The organism is Dysgonomonas sp. GY75 (assembly GCF_015234155.1).
Lineage (GTDB): Bacteria > Bacteroidota > Bacteroidia > Bacteroidales > Dysgonomonadaceae > Dysgonomonas > Dysgonomonas gadei.
Map to the genome: position 1 here is coordinate 742,912 of NZ_JADCLQ010000036.1, position 20,385 is coordinate 763,296.

Consider the following 20,385-nt stretch of genomic DNA (forward strand, 5'->3'; position numbering starts at 1 on the left):
ACGCATATGAAAAAATATATAATATCGTGCAGTTTATTACTTGTTTGTCTATGTTCTCAGGCTCAGAACAAATGGACACTAAGACAATGTGTCGATTATGCCGTCGAGAATAATATAGAACTGAAACAGCAATCGCTGGATGTAAAAAACTCGGAAATAAACCTGAGCACCAGTAAAAACAGCCGTCTGCCCGACCTGAATGCCAGTATGGGACAAAGTTTCAACTTCGGGCGGTCTACTTTGGGTACAAACGTCTCCGAAGCAGTAAACTCATCCCGTTCGTCATTCAGTGTATCGACCTCTGTCCCTATATTCACTGGTTTCAGGATTCCTAACCAGATAAAGGCCGATGAACTGACTTTACAGGCAGCAATGGAGGGTTTGAAAAAAGCTCAGGAGAACCTGGAATTACAGGTGGTATCCTTATACCTCGATGTATTGTTCAAAAAAGAAATACTCAAGGCATATCAGGAGCAGGCAGGATTGAGCAAACAGCAGGTAGAGCGCACCAGTATGCTGGTCGAATCAGGCAAAGTACCGACATCGCAATTGTATGACATAAAGGCACAGTTGGCAAAAGATGAATCGAACGTGACAATGGCCGACAATGACCTGGCTCTGTCGCTCCTGAATTTGTCTCAGGCCCTGAACCTTGCATCGAACGACGCTTTCGATATTGAAGAGCCGAAAGTAGACAATATAGTAGATAATAATCTGGGGAGCGTACTTCCGCCAAATCAGGTCTATCAGATGGCTCTGGGTATTAAACCTCATATAAAGGAAGCTGAATATAAACTTGAGAGCAGCAAAAAAAGTCTGAAAGTAGCTCAGGCAGGTTATTGGCCTACCCTTAACTTCAGCGCAGGTTATAGCACCTTCTACCAGAGTATCGCGGGGAAGAATACTGCAAGTTTCAGTAGGCAAATCAAAGATTTCGGCTCAGAAAATTTGAGTTTTAGCTTAAGTATTCCTATCTTTAACCGTTTCGAAACAAGAAACAGAGTACGAAGTGCACGCCTAAGCATCGAGAACCAGAATTTAGCGCTTGACAATGTGAAACTTGCATTATATAAAGAGATTCAGCAAGCATACCAGAGTGCAGTTTCGTCCCAGGCCAAGTATAATTCGGCAAGTAAGGCTTATGAAGCCGCTGACGAATCGTTCAAATATGCCCGTGAACGTTACGACATTGGTAAATCGACTGTATTTGAATTTAACGAAGCCCAAACAAAATTACTGACCAGCAAATCGGAACGTATACAAGCGAAATACGATTTCATATTCAGAGCAAAGATTCTGGATTTCTATCAAGGTAAAGAAATCGATATAGAATAAAGATATAGTAGTTTAGTGAAGCGCCTTCCATAATGATTAAAGCCCTGTGATATATAAAATCACAGGGCTTTTTTTGCATTGATATGAATGCTCAAACAGACAAAGGATCACATCTGGCAGAAAGCTTAAGCCTGTTCTACCCCCTCTACAGATTTTCTACAGGTTCTTCATTTAGCTTTGCATCTGTAATTATAATATAAGCTATACACAAACCATTATTAATAAAAGACAACATTATGAAACAGTATTTCAATCTTGCAGCTAGCTTAATCACAGGGCTACTTCTTCTGATTACACCTGCTTGCAGTTCTGATGAAGATGATATAATAGACAATAATATTGTAGATGTAGTCGAGGGTCCATCAAAGAACGATGTTTTAAGCATTCCTACAGATGCGGCTTATTTGGGGGATTCAATCAGATATATGAGGACATATGCGCTAAGCACTCACCCGATAAAAAAGGTATCTGCTTCCACCACTCAAAATGGGCATATAGCTGTATTCGGTGGTTATAAAGAACAAACAGCTATATATATCTATGCAAAGGCTGACAACGAAAGTATAGACTTATCTGATGAACAAGCAAAAGCAATTCTGGAGAAGTATTATAACATAGAATCATATGCCAACGATACTGAAATAGTAGCCAATGTTTCTGAAAAGAGTGGCGTAATACAAGGTACAGACTACGGTAAGCTAAGGGTCTCTATCAAGATTTTCACACCTGAAAGCGTATCCACAGCTCTAAGTATAGCCAAAGGTAGTATCATGGTGAAAAACATAAGTGGAAACAATCATACTGCTAAGTCCATATCCGGATCAATCAAATATATTGATTCGTCGGGTAGGAACTTTACAGTAGAATCCGAATCCGGATATATAGGAATGATTAATACGAGTGCTTCGGAATCCATGAATACAAAACTATCCAAGGGGAATATTCAACTGGTATTACCGAAAGATACTAAAGCCACTTTAGACTTGCAGTCCTCTACAAATATCAATGCATATATACTCAATAGTTCTAATTTCAAAGGAACGACTTCGAAGACGAAAGTACAAGGTAAACTGAATGGAGGAGGTTTTCAGATAAACTCAGCATCAGGCATGGGCGTTATAGTTTTCCGGTGGTACGAGAACAATGAGAAATACTAAATTATTATAGATCAAACCAAACTTTTATAGTCTTTACAAAACCACAATAATAGCAGGGTACCGTCTGTATAGGGTACTCTGCTTTATACAAAATAAATAAAGATTGTTATGAGAATATATTTGGTACTGTCCATATTATTATTGAGCTGTGCTACAAAGGTTAATACTTTCCCTTCTTTGCAATACAGAAATAATATACCTGAAAAGGTGCAGGTATTTCTGGACAGGCATTTCAGTAAATACGAGATAGATAAACTAAAGTATGATGCAAAAGACGGAGAGTGTAAGGTAAAATACAAAAATGGTATTAAGGTACAGTTTGACGGGAACGGCGACTGGGAAGAAATAGAAAGTGACTATACCCCCCTACCCAAAAGCATTATAGATATATTACCTAAGCCTGCAATTGCCTATATAGCGAAAAACTACCCACAGAAAGCTATTGTAAAGGTGAAACATAAATCGTACGGCTATAGGGTAAAATTAGCAGATGCGGCCGAATTGAATTTCAATCAGACAGGTAATTTAATCAAGGTATCTCACTAAAAGGAATCTTCCAGACCTTACTATATACGCAAAAAGGGAAAGCATCGATAAAGAAGACTTTCCCTTTTTTATGTAAAAGTATAAGATTATCCGAAGAGCTTTTCAGGATAAATCCTCTCATCTACCAGTTCTTGTATGCGTAAGGCTACTTCAGGACGATCGGTGGCGTATGTAATACCAAACCAGACCGATGGTGTATTTATCAGTTTCACTTTTACTTCTTTCTTCTCTACCAAATCGTTAACCACCGTAGGAATCAGAAATTCAGCCTTGAGGTTGTTCTGGTTTTCTTTCAGGAAGTTTTCAAAACTTTTTTCCGACAAGTCGAAATAGTCGGGTGTGAACCCCCACATATTCATCGATACAGGAGTTGTATCGGTCAGTTTTTTCCATGTACCATCTTCGTCTTTGTAGCAGGGAACACCATCGATACGTTCTATCTGCGTCCGTTCTACGACTTTGGTCAGATAATTTTCATCGTCGAGCTGACATACACCACGCGCCACTGTTCCGCTTTCGGAAAGGGTATTACCTAACAGATAGCCTATCATACAATAGCTACGGGTCTTATCGCCCATAGTCTTGAGCATACCTGCTAAAATCTGAAAACTGGAACGACCATAGAAATCATCGGCGTTGATAATACCAAAAGGCTCCTTGATAACATCTTTCCCCATCAGCAAGGCATGGTTTGTCCCCCACGGCTTTTCTCTTTCGGGATTCGGAACAAACCCTGCAGGAATATAGTCTAATTCCTGAAAAACGACCTCTACAGATATTTTGTCCTCATATTTAGAAATCACTTTTTCTCTGAATTCTTTCTCAAAAGAGTGTCTGATAACAAATACTATTTTGCCAAAACCTGCCTGTATAGCATCATACACAGAGTAATCCATGATGGTCTCCCCATGAGGGCCAAGTCCGTCAAGCTGTTTGAGGCCTCCGTAGCGGCTACCCATTCCGGCCGCCAAAATAAACAATGTAGGTTTCATCTTTTCCTTTATTTGAATGTTATATTTGGATTTCGTTTTTCTGTCGGATTACAGTAATCCGGAATTGTCCTCACAAAAAGAGGTAACCACAAATATAGCTAAAATTTATCAAAGCCGCCATATTATTTATCATCTCCGAATATACTTCCGTATCGGTGATATTCGTAAGCAATGCTTTGCTCCTTCAGATAATGAAGCATTTCGAGACGTCCTTCCGCAAGGGGTTTGTTATTTGCGATATGTTTGCCAAGTTTTGCTGCTTTCAGATATATAGCATCGGATGCAGCCGGAGAACAAATGCGGATACGTTCATAGTTCTCTATCTCTTCCACAAACCTGTCTTCGTCCTGCATTTTGATAACGATCCCCAATAAAGTCAAAGCTGCTTTCTCTATAGCCTGCAATTTACTGTCCGAACCGGAAATACTTACAGTAACAGGAGCCTTAGCTATTGTTACAGCCAAAAGAATCAGCAAAATATCACACAGGTCATCATCTTCCTGAACACGCACGCCTATACTCTTCAACGGCAGGTAGCGGAATATATTTTCTTCGCCATAGATATGGTTTACATCTCTTTCTAAAGAGAACTCCGTACCCCAAGCGTTCTTATAGCTTTCCGCGGCATAGTTCAAGCGGTTTTTATCTTTATCGGTATCTACCAGATCGCTCAACTGAGATTTAACAGAGGTTACAGGAACTTCATTTTCAGCAAATTCCACAAAGCAGGACACATAATTAGGCCCTCCGGCTTTGATCCCTCCGCCAAATGCAGAACGTTTCATTCCGCCAAACGGTTGACGATTGACGATTGCGCCCGTAATCCCCCTGTTTATATATAGGTTTCCGGCCTCGATACTGTTCTTCCACAGCAATTGCTCTTCTTCATCCAGACTTTGTAATCCTGCCGTAAGCCCATATTCAGACGAATTGGCAAATTCGATGCCCTGCTCCAAATCATCGATACAGACAACAGACAAAAGTGGAGCGAACAACTCGTTTCTGAATGTAAAGCTCGCCGGCTTCACCCCCCATTTTACAGTAGGTTTGAGCATATACTTCTTTTCATCGAGAAATTCCGGTGCCACAAGCCACGATTCTCCTTCTTCAAGGTTTTCTATTGCATGCAAGAGTTTATCGTTGTCGTTGGTTATCATCGGCCCCACCATATTCATTGTGTCCCAAACACTACCAGTACGCATACTGGTCACCGCATCCCTCAACTTCGATTTGAAATTTTCATCATTGTATGTCTTCTTATCAAGCAATAAGAGCGAACATGCCGAACATTTTTGTCCTGCATTGCTAAATGCTGAAGACACAACATTTAATATCGCATGATCCTGATCGCCGTTGCCTGTAAGTATGATAGCATTCTTCCCCCCTGTTTCAGCTGAAAGCGGTGTCTTCGGACTGTTTTCCAATAAGCGGAATGCGGTATCCGTCCCACCTGTAAGTATTACATGCTTGATAGATGGATGTGCTGTGAGATAGTTCAATGATGAACGGTCGGCGCTGCATACCACCTGCAATGTCTCTTTTGGCACACCTGCGTCCCAGAAACATTTAGCAAATTCCCAGGCGACAGGCAAAGCAACAGTCGCAGGTTTCAGTATCACCGTATTACCCCCAGCCAATGCAGCAGCTACTCCCCCGACAGGGATAGCCAGAGGGAAATTCCAAGGCGGGATAACAAGGATTATACCTTTTGGTGTATTTTCTACTGTTTTCAGTTCATCGAAATGCTTCATTGTGATGGGATAGAAGCGACAGAAATCGATAGCTTCCGACACCTCCACATCTCCTTCCATAAAGGTCTTGCCAGTAATAGCAGACATGCAGCCTATAAGGTCGCCACGTTTGGCACTCAGGTTATCGGCTACCTGATGAAGTATTTCGTTGCGTCTATTTACAGAGGTCTTTCTCCACTCCGGTTTGTCCTCCCCGGCAATAGCGATTATTTCCTTTATCTGTTCCAATGAGGAAAGGTTGGCTTCACAGAAGCAGACCTCATCATTTCGGCTGCGGTCGTAATATTTTTTCTTATGTGCGGTTATCTCTTCCCTATCCCCTATTTGCACAGGCACAATAAAATTCTTGTCATTTACCAATGTGCCCCATTTACGAAGCGATTCCAAAGCCCATTCACGATTTTCATGCAGGTCGAGATCGGTATCGGGTTCGTTACGGAATACATTGATATCTTTTACCGGAACGGGCTTTTCTTTCCGGTTTTGTGAACGGAAAGATTTAGGTTGCACACTGTCTTTCTGGTTATACGCTTCTGCAAACTGGTTAGCAAGAAAGTTCCATTGCGGACTATCCAGTTTCAGATTGAAGGAATAGCTAAGGAAATTATCCTTTCCCGTATTTTCATCCAACCGGCGCACCAGATAAGACACAGCATTAAGGAAATGTTCCTTTTTCACAACCGGTGTATATAGTATGATCTGTTTTCCGAAATTGCGCATCACACGCGGCAGGTTGTTTGCCATACCTTCCAGCATTTCGAAAGTCACATATTCGGATGTTCTATATTTTTCGCTCAGCAAATAAGCGTAGGCAATACTGAAAAAGTTGTGGGAAGCTACGCCCACATGCATCGCTTCTGCATTTTCGGGCTGTAAAGCAATATCGAGAATATGCATATAATTCGCATCCACATCTACTTTGGTAGGTAATACAGGGTTTGTCCATCCTTTCAATGATGAAATAATGCTTTCCATTTGCAGGTTCGCACCTTTCACCAGACGCATTTTCAGCGGTGCGCCTCCTTCGGCATAACGTTTCCTGGCAAACTTCAACAAACGTTCCTGAAACAGTCCCGCATCGGGAAGATAGGCCTGTACCACGATACCGGCACTGTAATTTTTGAACTGCGGCATGCTCAATACTTCTTCGAATACGTCGAGAGTGAGTTCCGTATCTTTATATTCTTCCATATCCAGATTCACGAACTTCGGTTTTGTAACCCCGTCCTGATCTGTATACGGATAATCTATTGCCTGCTGATATATTGTGGCTACCAGTTTACAGAGTTCTTTTTTATTCTGTTCGTAGCTTAACGGATGTATCTGCGCGTAAATACCTGACAGCTTAATGGAAATATAATTGATATCCGGCTCTTTCAGCGCTTCCAGATAATGCAGGTAACGGTGATTGGCTTCCCCATCTCCAAGTACAACTTCGCCCAACAGGTTCACATTCTGTCCTATCTTACTTTTCCATCTGCCTGACAGGTGTCCGGTAAGGGCAGGACGTTCTTCCGAAATGATTATTTTATCAGTTTCTTTACGCAATCTTTCTTTAAACAGGGGAATAGAAATACCTTCGAACAGATATCCTATGCTTGTAAACAGCCTTAGCTGAAAACGGTCGAACGGACTGAAAAAATCAGGAACACCATATTCTTCGATCAAGAGCTTCATCCGCTTTGCCAGCTTCTTATTGTCTCTTACCTGAGAAGACTCATCCAACATTTTGGACAACAATGTTTTATTGGCAGGTGTTTGTATAAGTGAAGCATATTTCTTCTGCTCTTTTACTTCCTGCGGAGTTAACTCTTTTTCTGCTTTGTCGAGAAATTGTTTTGCCCATTCGAGGACTTCTGTAGATGTGATTTTTTCCATTAGCGCATTAAGTATTAACTGGGTTATTTTTTGTTCTAAGTTAAAATAAAAGTGTGAGAATAAAGATGATTTGAGACAAAAAAATAACAAGAGTTGTTATACTTGCGCGGAAGGATTAACAAATAATGTTAATCAGTCATTAAACACAAAAGAAGAGACTCACCCAAAGGTGAGTCAAAACCGATAGAATTAAATACGAAATAATTTAAAATATTTTTTCGCCTTGTTCGTCATAGTTTATAGGGATGCATCTTACTTATAAAAATGAGTATGAAAATAAAAACAAGTATAAAATGTTTAACAGAAGAAGCCGTGAAGTCATATCTTTACAAATATTCGAACGAAAATGCACCGGCTGCGAAAATTGTGTGGAAAAATGCCGTCGTAAAGTTATCGGCATGACATACAAAGACGGACGCAGTTATGCAACAGTGGAATATCCCGAAAGATGTGCCGGATGCGGGAAGTGTGAATTTGTATGCCCTTCGGATGCAATAGAATTAATAACAGCATAATAACGGATAATAAATAATAAGATGAATAAGAAAAAGAAGTTTTTAGGTATATTGATATTTATAGCAGTGTTTGCCGCGTCCATAGCCATAGTTATGTTACTCTGGAATGCTCTGATACCATCCATCGTAGGCTGGACTGCAATAAATTACTGGCAGGCCGCAGGCTTAATGATACTGTGTCGCCTCTTGCTCGGAGGATTCGGACGGTTTGGAAAAGGTCATTTTTTCAGAGGACGGGGCCATCACGATCATCGCCACTTTCACGATCTGAGAGAACGTATGAAAGGTATGTCACGGGACGAACGCCGTGACTATATCCGAGAACATATGAGAGCAGCACATTCCTTCGGAGAACGATTCAAAGAAAACAGAGAAAATTCTCAATCCGGCAATAAGCCAGAATAAGCAAATATGACAACAGATTTGCCACAGGAGCAGGACGCTTCCGGTATTTTCAAAAAATACCGGACACAACTCAGGAATTATATCTCCAAACGGGTATTCTCTAAAGAAGACGGGGAAGACATCTTGCAGAATGTCTTCTACCAGCTTTCGAAGATCGACCTGATAGAAAAGCCTATCGAACAGGTTTCGGCATGGCTCTATTCGGTTGCCAACAACCAGATAATAGACCGTAGCCGTAAACACAGGGAAGAGGAGATGAAGACCGTTATCTCCGACAACGGTGAGGAACTTTTCCTTGCCGAGGTTACAGGGTTATTACTCGACGAAGACTCATCTCCCGAAACAGAATATCTACGTTCTCTGGTTTGGGTAGAACTGGAAGCGGCTCTGGCCGAACTACCGGAAGAGCAGCGCGAAATATTCGAACTGACAGAGCTGGAAGGTTACTCTTTTAAAGAAATATCCGAAGCGACCGGTATAGGAGTCAATACGCTTATCTCCCGTAAACGCTATGCAGTGCTGCATCTGCGCGAGCGATTAAAAGACCTGTATGACGAGTTGCTCTATAGTTAACAATTGAATTTCGTTTTTTCATCCTTTTATCTACAACTACCTCCATCTCATTCCTTTTATCATTATATACAGCTTTCGACCACATAAATATCTGTGAAAAATAAACACGCTTATACCGCAATCTACATAAGACTTTACTATTTTTATAAAAAAGATTATATCCGATGTTACAAATTTTGGAGACCTACGTTATCTATATAAATAACAAATAGGTCTGAGACCTTAAAATGGAATTAGAGAGATTTAAATCGACAGTGATACCCTTACGTGAAAAACTGCAGATTTTTGCAAAGGGTATACTAAAGAATGATATTGACGCGGAAGATGCTGTTCAGGAAACATTCTTGAGGCTATGGAATGTACGCAGTCAGCTCAATACGCATCCCAACATCGGAGGATTCGCAATGCAAACATTGAAAAATATATGTATCGACAGATTAAGAAGTGAACGCTACGATGTCGCTATCGACAATGTGGCTGTAAGTACTACTGCCGTTACTCCATATACATATACCGAGCAAAACGATAGTGTGACTGTCATTCGAAAAATTATAGACACGTTGCCCGAAACCCAGCGGAGAATAATGCTGATGCGCGATGTGGAAGGTTATGAATTGGACGAGATAGCGGAAATTATGGGAGCCGAAGCCGCCACGGTGAGAGTCAATCTCTCCAGAGCCCGGAAGACGGTCCGGGATAAATTTATAAGTATCAATAAAGCAATATGACAATATGATGAATGATATTGATAAAATATTAGAAAAATACTTCGACGGGGAAACATCTCTCGAAGAAGAAAAGATACTACGGCAATATTTCCGGCAACCGGAGATTGAAGAGCGACACAAAATGTATGCTTCCATGTTCAATTTCTTTTCACAGGAACGAAAGGAAGCCGTCATTGAAAAGAAAAAAAAGAAAATACCTGTATATGCATGGGTGAGCATAGCCGCAAGTATACTGATACTTCTTACCATAAAATCCGTCCATACAGACATGGAAGGCGAAGCAGCCAAATCGATGCTGTATATCGACGGTAAGAAAATAACGAATATGCAAACAATCAATTCCGAAGCGCTGATATCGATAGAAAATGTATCGGAGGTGGATGCCGATGTCATTGATTCGCAGATAGGGATACTGGACTCTTTCACAGAATAAAAACAACAGATTATGAAACATAGACTATTTATATTAACCCTCATGCTACTGACAGCCACAATCACAGCTTTGGCTCAGGACGGACTGAAAATTAAAGACATATTCGACAAATATGGCAAACGCGAAGGTTCGGTATTACTGCAATTGTCGTCCGATGTTCTTTCACAGGGAAGTAACATCACTTCTTACAAAAGTCTCATTCTGGACGAAAATACCCAAAACAGGATGGATATAGCAGAAGCACTGAAGTCCGACACACGCGGAAAGTTAACAATTTCGGAAGTGAAGAAAGACGGCCTAATAGAATCGGGTTCTTATTATCTGGGAAAGGATAAAACGAATAATAGTGAATTTATCCTGTATAAGAATAAAGGCAGGAAAATCACCCTTGTTTATCTGAAAGGTAATTTCCCGTCGGGACATCTGGATGCCGAACTGAAAAAGTTGAAAGACCTCTTTATCTATGTCAATAACAAACGTATTAAGTTACAATAAAACCAATATATTATGAGACAACTAATAATTATACTTGCATTTTCCTTATTCACAATATCTGTCTTTGCCGACGATATAAAGCAACCGCAAGATACAATCATCAGAACGGTGGTAACCGAGACCGTTACAGATACCGTTACCGGACTAGTAACCACAACCCGCACCGAAACAGAAAAGATAATACCGACAGTCGTCGAACCCGAAAGTTCGGTGATGTATGACGGATCGTCTTACAATTTCATCTTTTCGTGGAAAAAGAAGAAACACCTCAGTCCGCACTGGACTGGCATAGGGATGGGTTTCATGAATTACGACGATATTCCTAACGGAAAATTAAAAATGAGTACATCGCATAATTTCACAGTCAACATAATCGATTTTCACAAACAGATAAAAAACTCCAATTGGTTATTGGTTAGCGGTATCGGAAGCGAATGGTCACGGTATCATTTCGATGATAATTCCGCACTCACAAAGAAAGATGGGATCACAGTTTTTGAGCCTGCACCGGAAGGAATTAATTATAAAGCAACTCAATTAATTGCTTATTATGTTACCATCCCTCTCTTACTGGAATATCAGACTTCCAATTTTCATATATCGGGAGGCGTAGTAGGCTTCTTAAAATACTATTCCAAATCGCAGGTGAAATTCAAAGATGACGAAGGTACACATAAGGTAAGTATGGGACAGGACCTGAATATCCGCCCTATAGATATGAGATTCAGACTTCAGATGGGGATAAATAATGTAGGCGTCTATGCTTATTATGCCCCGTTCTCGATGTTTGGCAAAGATAAAGGACCTGATCTGAAAACATATACTATAGGTATTATGATTGGTATTTAGATAATTAGATTTTGTAAAAAGCTTATTATTTAAGTTTAATGTTGGATTTTTCTAACGCGCCTGTCAGCTTGTTTTTCATTTTGCCTTGATGCAAAACGAAACAAAAAATCAAGGCGGCGACCCTCGGCGACCCAAAACCGCAGCTTCGGTGGCGCAAAATAATACGGATTCATCTTCAGTTGGATTATCAACCGTGTATAGCAGCTACCATATTTTGCCCTACACCTCCGCTTTACGGATTGGGTACCCCGCCTGCGGGACGAGGCCGTTACCGCGATGCGGCGACAGAACAGAGGCTTCTCATGCTTTAGCCCCACGTGCGTCAGCCCTTGCGCATTAGCGACGCAGGCGGGGTACCCAATCCGTTGCAGACGGCGTAGAATCAAACGGGGCGATAGCCCGTGTGTTTGATTCAGCCGACGAAACGGTTTTGGGTCGCCGAGGAACGAAGCGCTAGCCTTTTGGTTCGTTTTGGGCAATGCCAAAATGAACATTTAAGCGCAACGAAGTGAAGCAGAAAATAATAGAACTTATAAATACATCACTAATCTTTATTAACTGCTTAATACTAACAATGTAGTATATTCATTAAACACCAAAAGTAATTTCTATACGAAAAGTATTTTTCTCAGTATAATCATATCGGGCTTCGAAGTTATTCTTATCACAGATAGATTTCACGATATTAAGTCCAAGCCCCGATGAATCTTCAGCCTTGTGGTGAAAAGCCATCCTGTTGAACAGATTAGCTGATATGTCCCCTTCTGCGCAACTATTACTTATGACCAGTTGCGTTTGATCGAGATGTATATCTATCCGCCCATCTGCGATATTATGCCTTACAGCATTGCTTAGCAGGTTGGATAATAATATTTCCGCCAATGTGGGATTTATAAAAAGTGCACACGGTTCTATCTTGGTGGTGAGAATAAGACTCTTTGCTTCAAACAACTCTTCCAAATCGGAGAGGTAGAGAGAAAGGAGTTTCTTCATATCCACTTCTTTCTTTTCCTCATACTGATTATTATTTATTTTGGTAATCAGCAGGAGCGATTTATTTAATTTCGACAACCGGGATACAGCCCTCGATATAGCCCTTACGGACTTGGCCTGTTCTTCATTCTCCATCAAACCTGTGTTCTGCATCAATAGATCCAGCTTCGATTTTATGATAGACAGCGGCGTTTGCATTTCATGCGAAGCATCTTCGGTAAAGATGCGGGAGTTTTCGTAATCTTCATTGATTTTATCCACCATCCGCATAATAACATCATTGATCTCGTCAAACTCCTTGATGCCCGGATTCTTTAGTTCGAGAACAGTATTTGCCTTCAGGTCGTATTCGTGCAGTTTCCGGAGATTGTCATCAAGCGGTTTCCATATATTTCTTTTCAGCAGATGTTCTACCACATATGTAAATGATATAAGCAGGATAAACAATATCAGAAGTGATGATACGATCGCATAGAACAAATCGTTCGATATCATTGTAGGCTGGTTGATATTGATCAGGTGGTGTTCATCCTTGTACGATACTGTGAAGTAGAGCTGGCGGTAGGGCGTGAATGTGCCCGTCTCCTCGCTGTACATAATTGTATCTTTGAAAACTTCTTTGGGGAATATGTCCGGGTCTGCAATCCGTTTCTCTTCTATTCTGGCGGGTTTAAGAACGAGTGTCGCCGCCAGAGGCAATGTATCGTTCCGGGCGACAAACTGCTCTATCCTTTTTTTTTGATCATTCAGCATCTGATCGCTGGAGTAATGAATAAAAAAACGGAAGATAAAGAAATGAGACACCGCTCCTATAACCAGTACTACAAGTATAGAGATAAAAAGATATTTCCGGATCAATTTTATCAGAGTCATTCTTCCGAGAATTTATATCCGATACCGTAAACCGTCTTTATATAATCTTCACACCCGTTGTCGATCAGTTTCTTTCTCAGATTTTTGATATGATTGTATATGAAATCGAACGAATCGGCTGTCAGGCTCATATCATCACCCCACAAGTGTTCGGCTATATCTTCTTTACTCAATACCTTATCCTCATTCATTATAAAGTAAAGAAGCAAATCGTATTCTTTTCGGGTAAGCACGACTTCCTTCTCATTCACAAAGAGCCGGCGGTTGTCGAACTGAACAGTCAGTTCATTGAATTTCTTTTCATTACTCCCTTTAAAACCTCTGCGGCGAATAATGGATTTGATACGAGCATTCAGTTCCGACAGATGGAAAGGCTTTGTCAAATAATCATCGGCCCCGATATCCAGTCCTATAAGTTTATCGTCCAGAGAGTTTTTTGCCGAAATGATAATCACCCCCGCATCTTTATTCTTACTTTTCAGTTTCCGTATAATATCCAGTCCGCTTCCTCCGGGGAGGTTTATATCTACTACCACACAGTCATAATCATATAACGTTACTTTCTCCTCAGCCATAGAGTAGGCAGTTACAGATTCGACCGAAAAAGATTCCGAAACAAGAAATTCGGTAATCGACTCCAGCAGATCTATTTCATCTTCTATTATTAACAGATTCATTTGGTTATCAATATTTAAGTAGCAGAAAAATTTAAAGATATACTATCAATAGCTAATTACTACCGTTTCACGTCCTTCAATAAGAAACAGGTTCTTAGAATTACAAATCTACTAAATTATATTTTAAGTCTATCTCTAAACAGAATGCCTGTACAAATAATGTACAGGCATTCCCATGGAAAAAAATAGTTGTATCATCCTTTTATCAGACTTCCCTTATGGTCAAAAACCAAACTTCTGTAGTATGAATGATAACCATTCCCTCCAAACCTTATCTTTATAGAATCAATACTATTTGCTTCCGGCTTCTTTAACAAACATATATAATGAATCTGTAGAGATTCTGTAGCATAAAATATTTTTCAGTATTTAAGTAGTCGCCTAAATACACGACATCACAAATAAAACGCCTATCTTTGCACCCTGTACAGTAGGCCGGTTTGCCGCTGGCTGCCGTAAGGCGGAAAGAGGAAAGTCCGGGCAACACAGAGCATCGTACTTCTTAATGGGAAGCTGCTTGTGAGGGCAGAGTTGAAGGTAACAGAGAATAACCGCCCCTTCGGGGGTAAGGGTGAAAAGGCGGGGTAAGAGCCCACCGCCCGTGCAGCAATGTATCGGGGCCGTACCACTTGCGAGTTGTAAGACCATGTATACCGGCGCATGTAGGGCTGCTCGCCCGATGCCGGGGGGTAGGTCGCTAGAGCCTGCCGGTGACGGCTGGCGTAGATAAATGGCAAACACCTTGCCTGGCAAGGAACAGAACCCGGCTTACAGGCCTGCTGTATTTTTATTGTTTGAAATGGATGAGAATCGGTAATGTAAAATATACAGGTACAGTCACACCGTTTTGCTTACCCGGAATCCATTTAGGCATGGATCTTATCACGCGGGCAACTTCTTTATCATATGCAGGTTCCACACCTCTTATCACTGTCACATCAGTCACCTCTCCGGTTTTTGATACCACAAAACGAATCGTAACACGTCCCTGTATACCCGGCTCATATACCGAAGCCGGAATTTTCAGATTCTCATTTATAAAATTATGCATGGCAGCTTCGCCTCCCGGAAACCGGGGCATCTGCTCTACTGTAATAAACGGTTTTGAAGAATCTGTATCTTCTTCAATTACAGGTGGGGTAAACTCCTCTGTAGGTGTACTCTCTGCTATTTGTTCAACTGCTTCCGCTTCAGAGGCTACAGCCTTACTTTCCCGGATAACTTCGCTTTTTCTCTTCTGCCTGGTCTCCGTAGATTTTTCGGGTTTATCATTATAGAAATAATATACAGCGAAAGCTGCAACAGCAATAAAAAGTACGGTCAGAGCTTTTATTACAAAAGAGTTATTGTTTGATTTTTTTACCGCTACTGCCGTTTTTGTCATAATTGTCTGTCTGTTTTTGATAAACCATAGTGTTAAAGTTTAATTATATATAGTGTCAGCGCTCACTTTTATTATACTCTTTCGGTCGGAGGGATTCTTTATATACCGGATTCCAGTATGTAAATATCCTGCCCTGCATGCTATCCTTATAATATTCTGTTCTCAGATTGAATACTGTTACCATATATCTCAATAGCTCAACCTGTTTGGTAGTGCCGGAAGCAAATGAGTTTGTATTTTCTAAGATATTAAATATAAACTTTCTATCATTGAATGAAAAGTGTAGTACAGTATTAGACCGCCCGTTTACGATATTTGCTCCCCGCACATATTCCAGATTGACAGAACTCCCGGAATACTTGAGATTACCGTTAAAAAAGATATTTATTTCATTAGCCGGACTAAAGGTTATTTTCACCCGCCTCACAAATATGAAAACAAAGCATATAGATAATGCCCATGTGGCAAAGATAAAATAATGGATATGTTCTATCCTGAAATAGAAAAAAGCAGGAATATAGAGTATCCAGATAGGAGCGGCCATAAGAAGAATCTGCTTTATCGAATATGGTATTGCCCAAAACTTAAATTCTTTCACGGGATTGTGATGATATTAGTTTTTATTTATCTATACAAGAAAGCCACCGCAAGTTAATTAATAATTTACAATGAATAAATAACAATATATAAATTTTAATAATCCATCACAAAAACAAAATTACAGTATGAAATACACGAACAAATTAGCCGTACGCATCGTGGAAATGATAGAACAGGACTTGTGTAGCATTTCCGAAATATGCAAATCATTTAAGATCAGCCGTAAGACATTTTATGAATGGAAAAAGGCAAAACCCGAGTTTGGCGAAGCAGTAGAAGAAGCCGTAGAGCATCGTGAAGAGGTGATGATAGCCTCGGCTCGCATAGGTTTGAAGCAATTGCTGGAAGGCTATGTGCAGAAGAAAGAAAAGATCACCTATGTCCCCGATAAGAACAATCCGGTGGAAGATGTGGAGAAATGCCGTGTGGTGGAAAAGAAATTCTGTCCGCCAAGCATCCGCGCTATAAAGTATGTACTCGACCGCGAAGAAAGGAAGAAAGATAAAGACCAACTACAGGCCTCGGCACGCCGTCCGCTGGTTATCGAAGTACAGGACGAGGAAACCAAACGGCAACTGATGATCTTACAGGAGAATGGCTTCCGTCCGGGCGGTTCGCTCGATCCGGAGGTAGTGGCGGCCGTAGACAGAAAAATGGAAGAGGAACGAACCAATGGTCACAGGAGCGAAGCGTATGTAAAAGTGAAAAGTGAAGAATTAAAAGTAGAAAATGAGCAAGAGCAAGTTATGAAACAGATGCCTGTCGCACAATCATCTGCCACCCTGAAAGAAAGGCCTCTGCGCTACCGGAATCTTTTGCGAGGCTATTAATGTGTAACCTTTGTTACCTTTTATTTTTAACCACAGAGTAAACGGAGTAGCACGGAGTCTTTTTATTTACGGATGCTTCGCTTCACTCAGCATGACAAAGTTGGTTGTTCTTTACTACTAATTGTACAGAGTGTTACAAGTGTTACCTTTTTGCGTCTTTGCATCTTTGCGAGCGTTATCTCTCATCCCTGATTAAGATGAAGTTACGGAGTTTTTAGAAGAAAAAGTGATAATAAAAATTGTGTGAAAAGTCGTCAGGTTTGTCAGGTTTTGTATATAAGCTATCGGCTAACAGCTATCAGCTAATAGCTAAAAATGTGTTACCTTTTAACTACTCATAGTTAACGAATGTAAAATACGCAAGATGAAAGTAGTGGAAAACTGTCAGATGTGTCAGGTTTTAACGAAATACAGTTAATAAATATAAATAAGGCAATGAGCTATGAAATTCACTTCAGTATAACCAAGCGCAACATTGTTTACTGATGACTGTTAACTGTTCACTGAAACAAGTGTCACCTTTGTTACTTTTTCGCAACAATATACGGCATTAATACGTTCCCTATTAAAAGAACAAACTATCTTTGTCAATATTTTGGATATTATATGATTGAAAAAATAACGAATTTTGTAAAAAGGATAATCCGTTTCCTTTCCTACGACATCTGGCGAATCAATAAGAAAGACAGGTCGTCGCGGAAAATAGGATTTTATAATATAATCAAATCCTTTATTCTGGCTATCCGTAATATCGACGGGGCGCAACTCTTCACGCGTGCATCGGCTCTTACTTACAGCACCCTATTGTCCATAGTGCCATTGCTGGCCGTATTGTTTGCCATAGCCCGCGGGTTCGGGTTTCAGAATATAGTGAAGAGCCAGCTATTCAGCTACTTTGCCGGACAGGAAGAATTATTGAATAAAGCTACCGCCTTTATCGATAAGTCTATCGAATATGCTCAGGGTGGCGTATTTCTGGGCATTGGTGTAATATTATTGCTATATACGGTTATCAACCTGTTGTCTAACATCGAGGACAACTTCAACAAGATGTGGCAGGTAAAAACAGGACGGTCATATTTCCGTATGTTTACCGACTACCTTGCCCTGATAATTATCACACCTGTATTCCTGATCTGTAATGCAGGTATCACGATTTTGCTGAATTCCACGGCCGAACAACAATATCTGCTGGGGCTGGTAATAAGTCCGATGATGAAGGTGATTCCGTTCCTGATTACAATCCTGTTATTTACGATATTATATATTTATATACCTAATACGAAAGTGAAGTTTACCAGCGCTTTGTTCGGCGGTATTTTCACAGGTATTGCCTTTCAGGTATTCCAGATGTTGTATATCAGCGGGCAGATATGGATATCGAAGTATAATGCCATTTACGGTAGTTTTGCCGCATTACCATTACTGTTGTTGTGGTTACAGCTGACATGGTTCTTCGTCTTGTTCGGAGTACAGCTATCCTTTGCCTATCAGAATGTGAATAAATTCAGTTTCGAACACGAAACATCCAGTATAAGCCGCAGGTACAAAGATTTTGTCCTGCTACTGATAATGACACTTATAGTTAAACGTTTCGAAAAAGGCCATACGCCTTACACCGCGGACGAACTGTCGGAATATTATAAAATACCGACCAAGCTGACCAACGATAGCCTTTTCTATCTGCAGGAAATAGGCCTTATCGTAGAAACCCCGTCGGCAGACACTCTTGTCCCCGCTTATATCCCCGCTATGGACATCAATCATATAACAGTGTGCTACCTCTTCGAAAAAATAGACCTGCATGGCTCGGAAGACTTCGTTATCGATACCGATATATTATTCCGCAGCGAATGGGAGACTATCCTCTCCATGCGGGAAGCAGAAAGCAATAGTTGCAGTGATAAATTGTTGAAAGATTTGTAAATAATGTATCAGAACACAGCAACTAAATGAAATCAGGCATACAAAATCTAACGGAAGGGAAAATATTTTCTACCCTGATACGTCTTGCACTCCCTCTGATGGGTACAAGTTTCCTGCAAATGGCATATACACTCATGGCTATGTCGTGGGTGGGACGACTGGGGACTGTATCGCATCCCGAAATCGCAACTAAGTCGGAAGCTGCGATAGGCGCCATCGGCATGCTCTTGTGGCTGACTGCATCGGTCGCTTATCTGGCCATGATAGGTTCGGAAGTGGCTGTCGGCCAATCCATAGGTGCGAAGAAGATGAAACGTGCTGCCATCTATGCTTCCCATTCCACCACTACCTCGATAATACTGGGTGTGATATGGATCGCCATTCTCTTTATATTTGCCAATCAGATACTATCGTTTTTCAAGCTGGAAGCCGACATTACGGAAGATGCCGTACTTTATCTCCGCATACTCACCGTCAGCCTGCCGTTTCAGTTCCTGTCCTACAATTTCACGGGTATATACAACGGAGCCGGACGCAGCATCGTACCTTTCCGCAATAATGCCGCAGGGCTTGTACTGAACATGATCCTCGACCCTATATTGATGTTTGTGATGGGATTAGGCCTACATGGAGCAGCAATAGGGACAGTTGCCGCACAATTGTTCGTATTCTCGTTGTTCTTCTATCAGATAAAATTCGGGAACCGGATATTGGGAAACTTCTCATTCTTTATCAGGCCCAAAGCTATTTACCTGAAACGTATATTCTTCCTCGGAACTCCCGTGTCCGTAATGAATTCGCTCTATGCCATCATCAATATGAATCTGGCGAGGGTAGCATCTATTCATGGCGGGCACCTGGGGCTGATGACTCAGACCACAGGCGGGCAGATAGAAGCTGTGACCTGGAACACATCGCAGGGATTTTCCACGGCCCTCAGTGCATTTGTAGCTCAAAACTATGCTGCCAATAAACTGGAAAGAGGAAAGAAAGCCTATTACTATACTATACGGGTAATGCTTACGTTGGGTATTGTCGTCAGCATCTGCTTTATGCTGTTTGGGGCACAGATATTCGGTATCATCGTACCCGAAGAAAATGCAATGGAAGCAGGGGCACAATATCTGTTCGTAATGGGGCTGGTTCAGATATTTATGATGTTTGAGCTTACCACACAGGGAATGTTCAACGGAATAGGGCGCACCATAGAGCCCGCCATTATCAGCATTACATTCAATGCGCTACGCATCCCGCTTGCTTACTATCTGGCGGCGCAAATGGGTATAACAGGTGTCTGGTGGGCAATTGCGATTTCAACTATCTGTAAAGGGGTTATATTGCCGACATGGTTTGCAATTGTTTACAGAAGGATAAAGAAAAAGAAGCCTAAGGTCAGTTAGCAGTCAACAGTAATCAGTTAACAGTCAGACAGCTTCCGATTCTTC

19 protein-coding genes and 1 other RNA gene are annotated in these 20,385 nt (G+C 41.0%); 14 read left to right on the forward strand and 6 right to left on the reverse strand.

The window, feature by feature from the left end; all coding sequences use genetic code 11:
- Positions 1-6 precede the first annotated feature (6 nt).
- From IR083_RS15085 to IR083_RS15095, 3 genes are all read left to right on the forward strand, one after another.
- Complete coding sequence (locus IR083_RS15085) at positions 7-1,335, forward strand: TolC family protein (protein WP_194224947.1); 1,329 nt, start codon at positions 7-9, stop codon at positions 1,333-1,335.
- 236 nt (positions 1,336-1,571) lie between these two features.
- A complete protein-coding gene (locus IR083_RS15090) occupies positions 1,572-2,492 on the forward strand; it encodes a hypothetical protein (RefSeq protein ID WP_194224948.1) in 921 nt (306 codons plus the stop codon).
- A gap of 108 nt (positions 2,493-2,600) precedes the next feature.
- A complete protein-coding gene (locus tag IR083_RS15095) occupies positions 2,601-3,038 on the forward strand; it encodes a PepSY-like domain-containing protein (RefSeq protein WP_006799913.1) in 438 nt (145 codons plus the stop codon).
- Positions 3,039-3,124: 86 nt separating this feature from the next.
- Here IR083_RS15095 and IR083_RS15100 read toward each other — a convergent pair whose 3' ends face one another.
- Together IR083_RS15100 and IR083_RS15105 are read right to left on the reverse strand one after the other, a co-directional pair.
- On the reverse strand, positions 3,125-4,030 hold the full coding sequence (locus IR083_RS15100) for a nucleotidyltransferase (protein WP_194224949.1): 906 nt from the start codon (positions 4,028-4,030) through the stop codon (positions 3,125-3,127).
- 122 nt (positions 4,031-4,152) lie between these two features.
- Complete coding sequence (locus tag IR083_RS15105) at positions 4,153-7,659, reverse strand: proline dehydrogenase family protein (RefSeq protein WP_194224950.1); 3,507 nt, start codon at positions 7,657-7,659, stop codon at positions 4,153-4,155.
- 293 nt (positions 7,660-7,952) lie between these two features.
- Here IR083_RS15105 and IR083_RS15110 point away from each other — a divergent pair, with 293 nt between their 5' ends.
- The 7 genes from IR083_RS15110 to IR083_RS15140 all read left to right on the forward strand — a co-directional run bounded on the left by IR083_RS15110 (position 7,953) and on the right by IR083_RS15140 (position 11,657).
- Entirely contained in the window at positions 7,953-8,174 is a 222-nt protein-coding gene (locus IR083_RS15110) for a 4Fe-4S binding protein (protein ID WP_006799909.1), read from the forward strand.
- 21 nt (positions 8,175-8,195) lie between these two features.
- A complete protein-coding gene (locus IR083_RS15115; RefSeq protein WP_006799908.1) occupies positions 8,196-8,579 on the forward strand; it encodes a hypothetical protein in 384 nt (127 codons plus the stop codon).
- A gap of 6 nt (positions 8,580-8,585) precedes the next feature.
- Positions 8,586-9,152 (forward strand): RNA polymerase sigma factor, encoded by a 567-nt coding sequence (locus IR083_RS15120; protein WP_194224951.1) that lies wholly within the window; start codon positions 8,586-8,588, stop codon positions 9,150-9,152.
- 227 nt (positions 9,153-9,379) lie between these two features.
- Positions 9,380-9,880: an RNA polymerase sigma factor gene (locus IR083_RS15125; RefSeq protein ID WP_006799906.1), complete on the forward strand. Its 501-nt coding sequence runs from the start codon at positions 9,380-9,382 to the stop codon at positions 9,878-9,880.
- 4 nt (positions 9,881-9,884) lie between these two features.
- Positions 9,885-10,313, forward strand: coding sequence for a hypothetical protein (locus IR083_RS15130; protein ID WP_194224952.1), 429 nt, complete (start codon positions 9,885-9,887; stop codon positions 10,311-10,313).
- Positions 10,314-10,325: 12 nt separating this feature from the next.
- Positions 10,326-10,808 carry a hypothetical protein gene (locus IR083_RS15135; protein WP_006799904.1) on the forward strand — a complete coding sequence of 161 codons (483 nt, stop codon included), beginning with the start codon at positions 10,326-10,328 and terminating at the stop codon, positions 10,806-10,808.
- Positions 10,809-10,820: 12 nt separating this feature from the next.
- Positions 10,821-11,657 (forward strand): hypothetical protein, encoded by an 837-nt coding sequence (locus tag IR083_RS15140; protein ID WP_194224953.1) that lies wholly within the window; start codon positions 10,821-10,823, stop codon positions 11,655-11,657.
- A 588-nt stretch (positions 11,658-12,245) separates the two neighbouring features.
- Here the strand turns inward: IR083_RS15140 and IR083_RS15145 are convergent.
- Both IR083_RS15145 and IR083_RS15150 read right to left on the reverse strand, forming a co-directional pair.
- On the reverse strand, positions 12,246-13,523 hold the full coding sequence (locus tag IR083_RS15145; protein WP_194224954.1) for a sensor histidine kinase: 1,278 nt from the start codon (positions 13,521-13,523) through the stop codon (positions 12,246-12,248).
- Entirely contained in the window at positions 13,520-14,200 is a 681-nt protein-coding gene (locus IR083_RS15150; RefSeq protein ID WP_194224955.1) for a response regulator transcription factor, read from the reverse strand. Before IR083_RS15150 ends, IR083_RS15145 begins: the two co-directional genes overlap by 4 nt.
- A gap of 427 nt (positions 14,201-14,627) precedes the next feature.
- On the opposite strand from IR083_RS15150, the gene rnpB reads away from it, so the two are divergent.
- Positions 14,628-14,987: RNase P RNA component class A (gene rnpB / locus IR083_RS15155), an RNA gene on the forward strand.
- Here rnpB and IR083_RS15160 read toward each other — a convergent pair.
- On the reverse strand, positions 14,988-15,584 hold the full coding sequence (locus IR083_RS15160) for an energy transducer TonB (protein WP_194224956.1): 597 nt from the start codon (positions 15,582-15,584) through the stop codon (positions 14,988-14,990).
- 55 nt (positions 15,585-15,639) lie between these two features.
- On the reverse strand, positions 15,640-16,182 hold the full coding sequence (locus tag IR083_RS15165; RefSeq protein ID WP_194224957.1) for a hypothetical protein: 543 nt from the start codon (positions 16,180-16,182) through the stop codon (positions 15,640-15,642).
- 127 nt (positions 16,183-16,309) lie between these two features.
- On the opposite strand from IR083_RS15165, the gene IR083_RS15170 reads away from it, so the two are divergent.
- The 3 genes from IR083_RS15170 (at position 16,310) to IR083_RS15180 (ending at position 20,340) form a co-directional block, all read left to right on the forward strand.
- Entirely contained in the window at positions 16,310-17,014 is a 705-nt protein-coding gene (locus IR083_RS15170) for a helix-turn-helix domain-containing protein (protein WP_194224958.1), read from the forward strand.
- A gap of 606 nt (positions 17,015-17,620) precedes the next feature.
- Complete coding sequence (locus IR083_RS15175) at positions 17,621-18,940, forward strand: YihY/virulence factor BrkB family protein (protein WP_194224959.1); 1,320 nt, start codon at positions 17,621-17,623, stop codon at positions 18,938-18,940.
- Between the two features lie 26 nt (positions 18,941-18,966).
- Entirely contained in the window at positions 18,967-20,340 is a 1,374-nt protein-coding gene (locus IR083_RS15180; protein ID WP_194224960.1) for an MATE family efflux transporter, read from the forward strand.
- The last annotated feature ends 45 nt before the right edge of the window (positions 20,341-20,385 follow it).

Excerpts from the sequence above, each read along its gene's own strand:
- IR083_RS15085 (WP_194224947.1), top strand. The coding sequence starts at position 7 with ATGAAAAAATATATAATATCGTGCAGTTTATTACTTGTTTGTCTATGT.
- IR083_RS15090 (WP_194224948.1), top strand. The coding sequence starts at position 1,572 with ATGAAACAGTATTTCAATCTTGCAGCTAGCTTAATCACAGGGCTACTT.
- IR083_RS15095 (WP_006799913.1), top strand. The coding sequence starts at position 2,601 with ATGAGAATATATTTGGTACTGTCCATATTATTATTGAGCTGTGCTACA.
- IR083_RS15100 (WP_194224949.1), bottom strand. The coding sequence starts at position 4,030 with ATGAAACCTACATTGTTTATTTTGGCGGCCGGAATGGGTAGCCGCTAC.
- IR083_RS15105 (WP_194224950.1), bottom strand. The coding sequence starts at position 7,659 with ATGGAAAAAATCACATCTACAGAAGTCCTCGAATGGGCAAAACAATTT.
- IR083_RS15110 (WP_006799909.1), top strand. The coding sequence starts at position 7,953 with ATGTTTAACAGAAGAAGCCGTGAAGTCATATCTTTACAAATATTCGAA.
- IR083_RS15115 (WP_006799908.1), top strand. The coding sequence starts at position 8,196 with ATGAATAAGAAAAAGAAGTTTTTAGGTATATTGATATTTATAGCAGTG.
- IR083_RS15120 (WP_194224951.1), top strand. The coding sequence starts at position 8,586 with ATGACAACAGATTTGCCACAGGAGCAGGACGCTTCCGGTATTTTCAAA.
- IR083_RS15125 (WP_006799906.1), top strand. The coding sequence starts at position 9,380 with ATGGAATTAGAGAGATTTAAATCGACAGTGATACCCTTACGTGAAAAA.
- IR083_RS15130 (WP_194224952.1), top strand. The coding sequence starts at position 9,885 with ATGATGAATGATATTGATAAAATATTAGAAAAATACTTCGACGGGGAA.
- IR083_RS15135 (WP_006799904.1), top strand. The coding sequence starts at position 10,326 with ATGAAACATAGACTATTTATATTAACCCTCATGCTACTGACAGCCACA.
- IR083_RS15140 (WP_194224953.1), top strand. The coding sequence starts at position 10,821 with ATGAGACAACTAATAATTATACTTGCATTTTCCTTATTCACAATATCT.
- IR083_RS15145 (WP_194224954.1), bottom strand. The coding sequence starts at position 13,523 with ATGACTCTGATAAAATTGATCCGGAAATATCTTTTTATCTCTATACTT.
- IR083_RS15150 (WP_194224955.1), bottom strand. The coding sequence starts at position 14,200 with ATGAATCTGTTAATAATAGAAGATGAAATAGATCTGCTGGAGTCGATT.
- IR083_RS15160 (WP_194224956.1), bottom strand. The coding sequence starts at position 15,584 with ATGACAAAAACGGCAGTAGCGGTAAAAAAATCAAACAATAACTCTTTT.
- IR083_RS15170 (WP_194224958.1), top strand. The coding sequence starts at position 16,310 with ATGAAATACACGAACAAATTAGCCGTACGCATCGTGGAAATGATAGAA.
- IR083_RS15175 (WP_194224959.1), top strand. The coding sequence starts at position 17,621 with ATGATTGAAAAAATAACGAATTTTGTAAAAAGGATAATCCGTTTCCTT.
- IR083_RS15180 (WP_194224960.1), top strand. The coding sequence starts at position 18,967 with ATGAAATCAGGCATACAAAATCTAACGGAAGGGAAAATATTTTCTACC.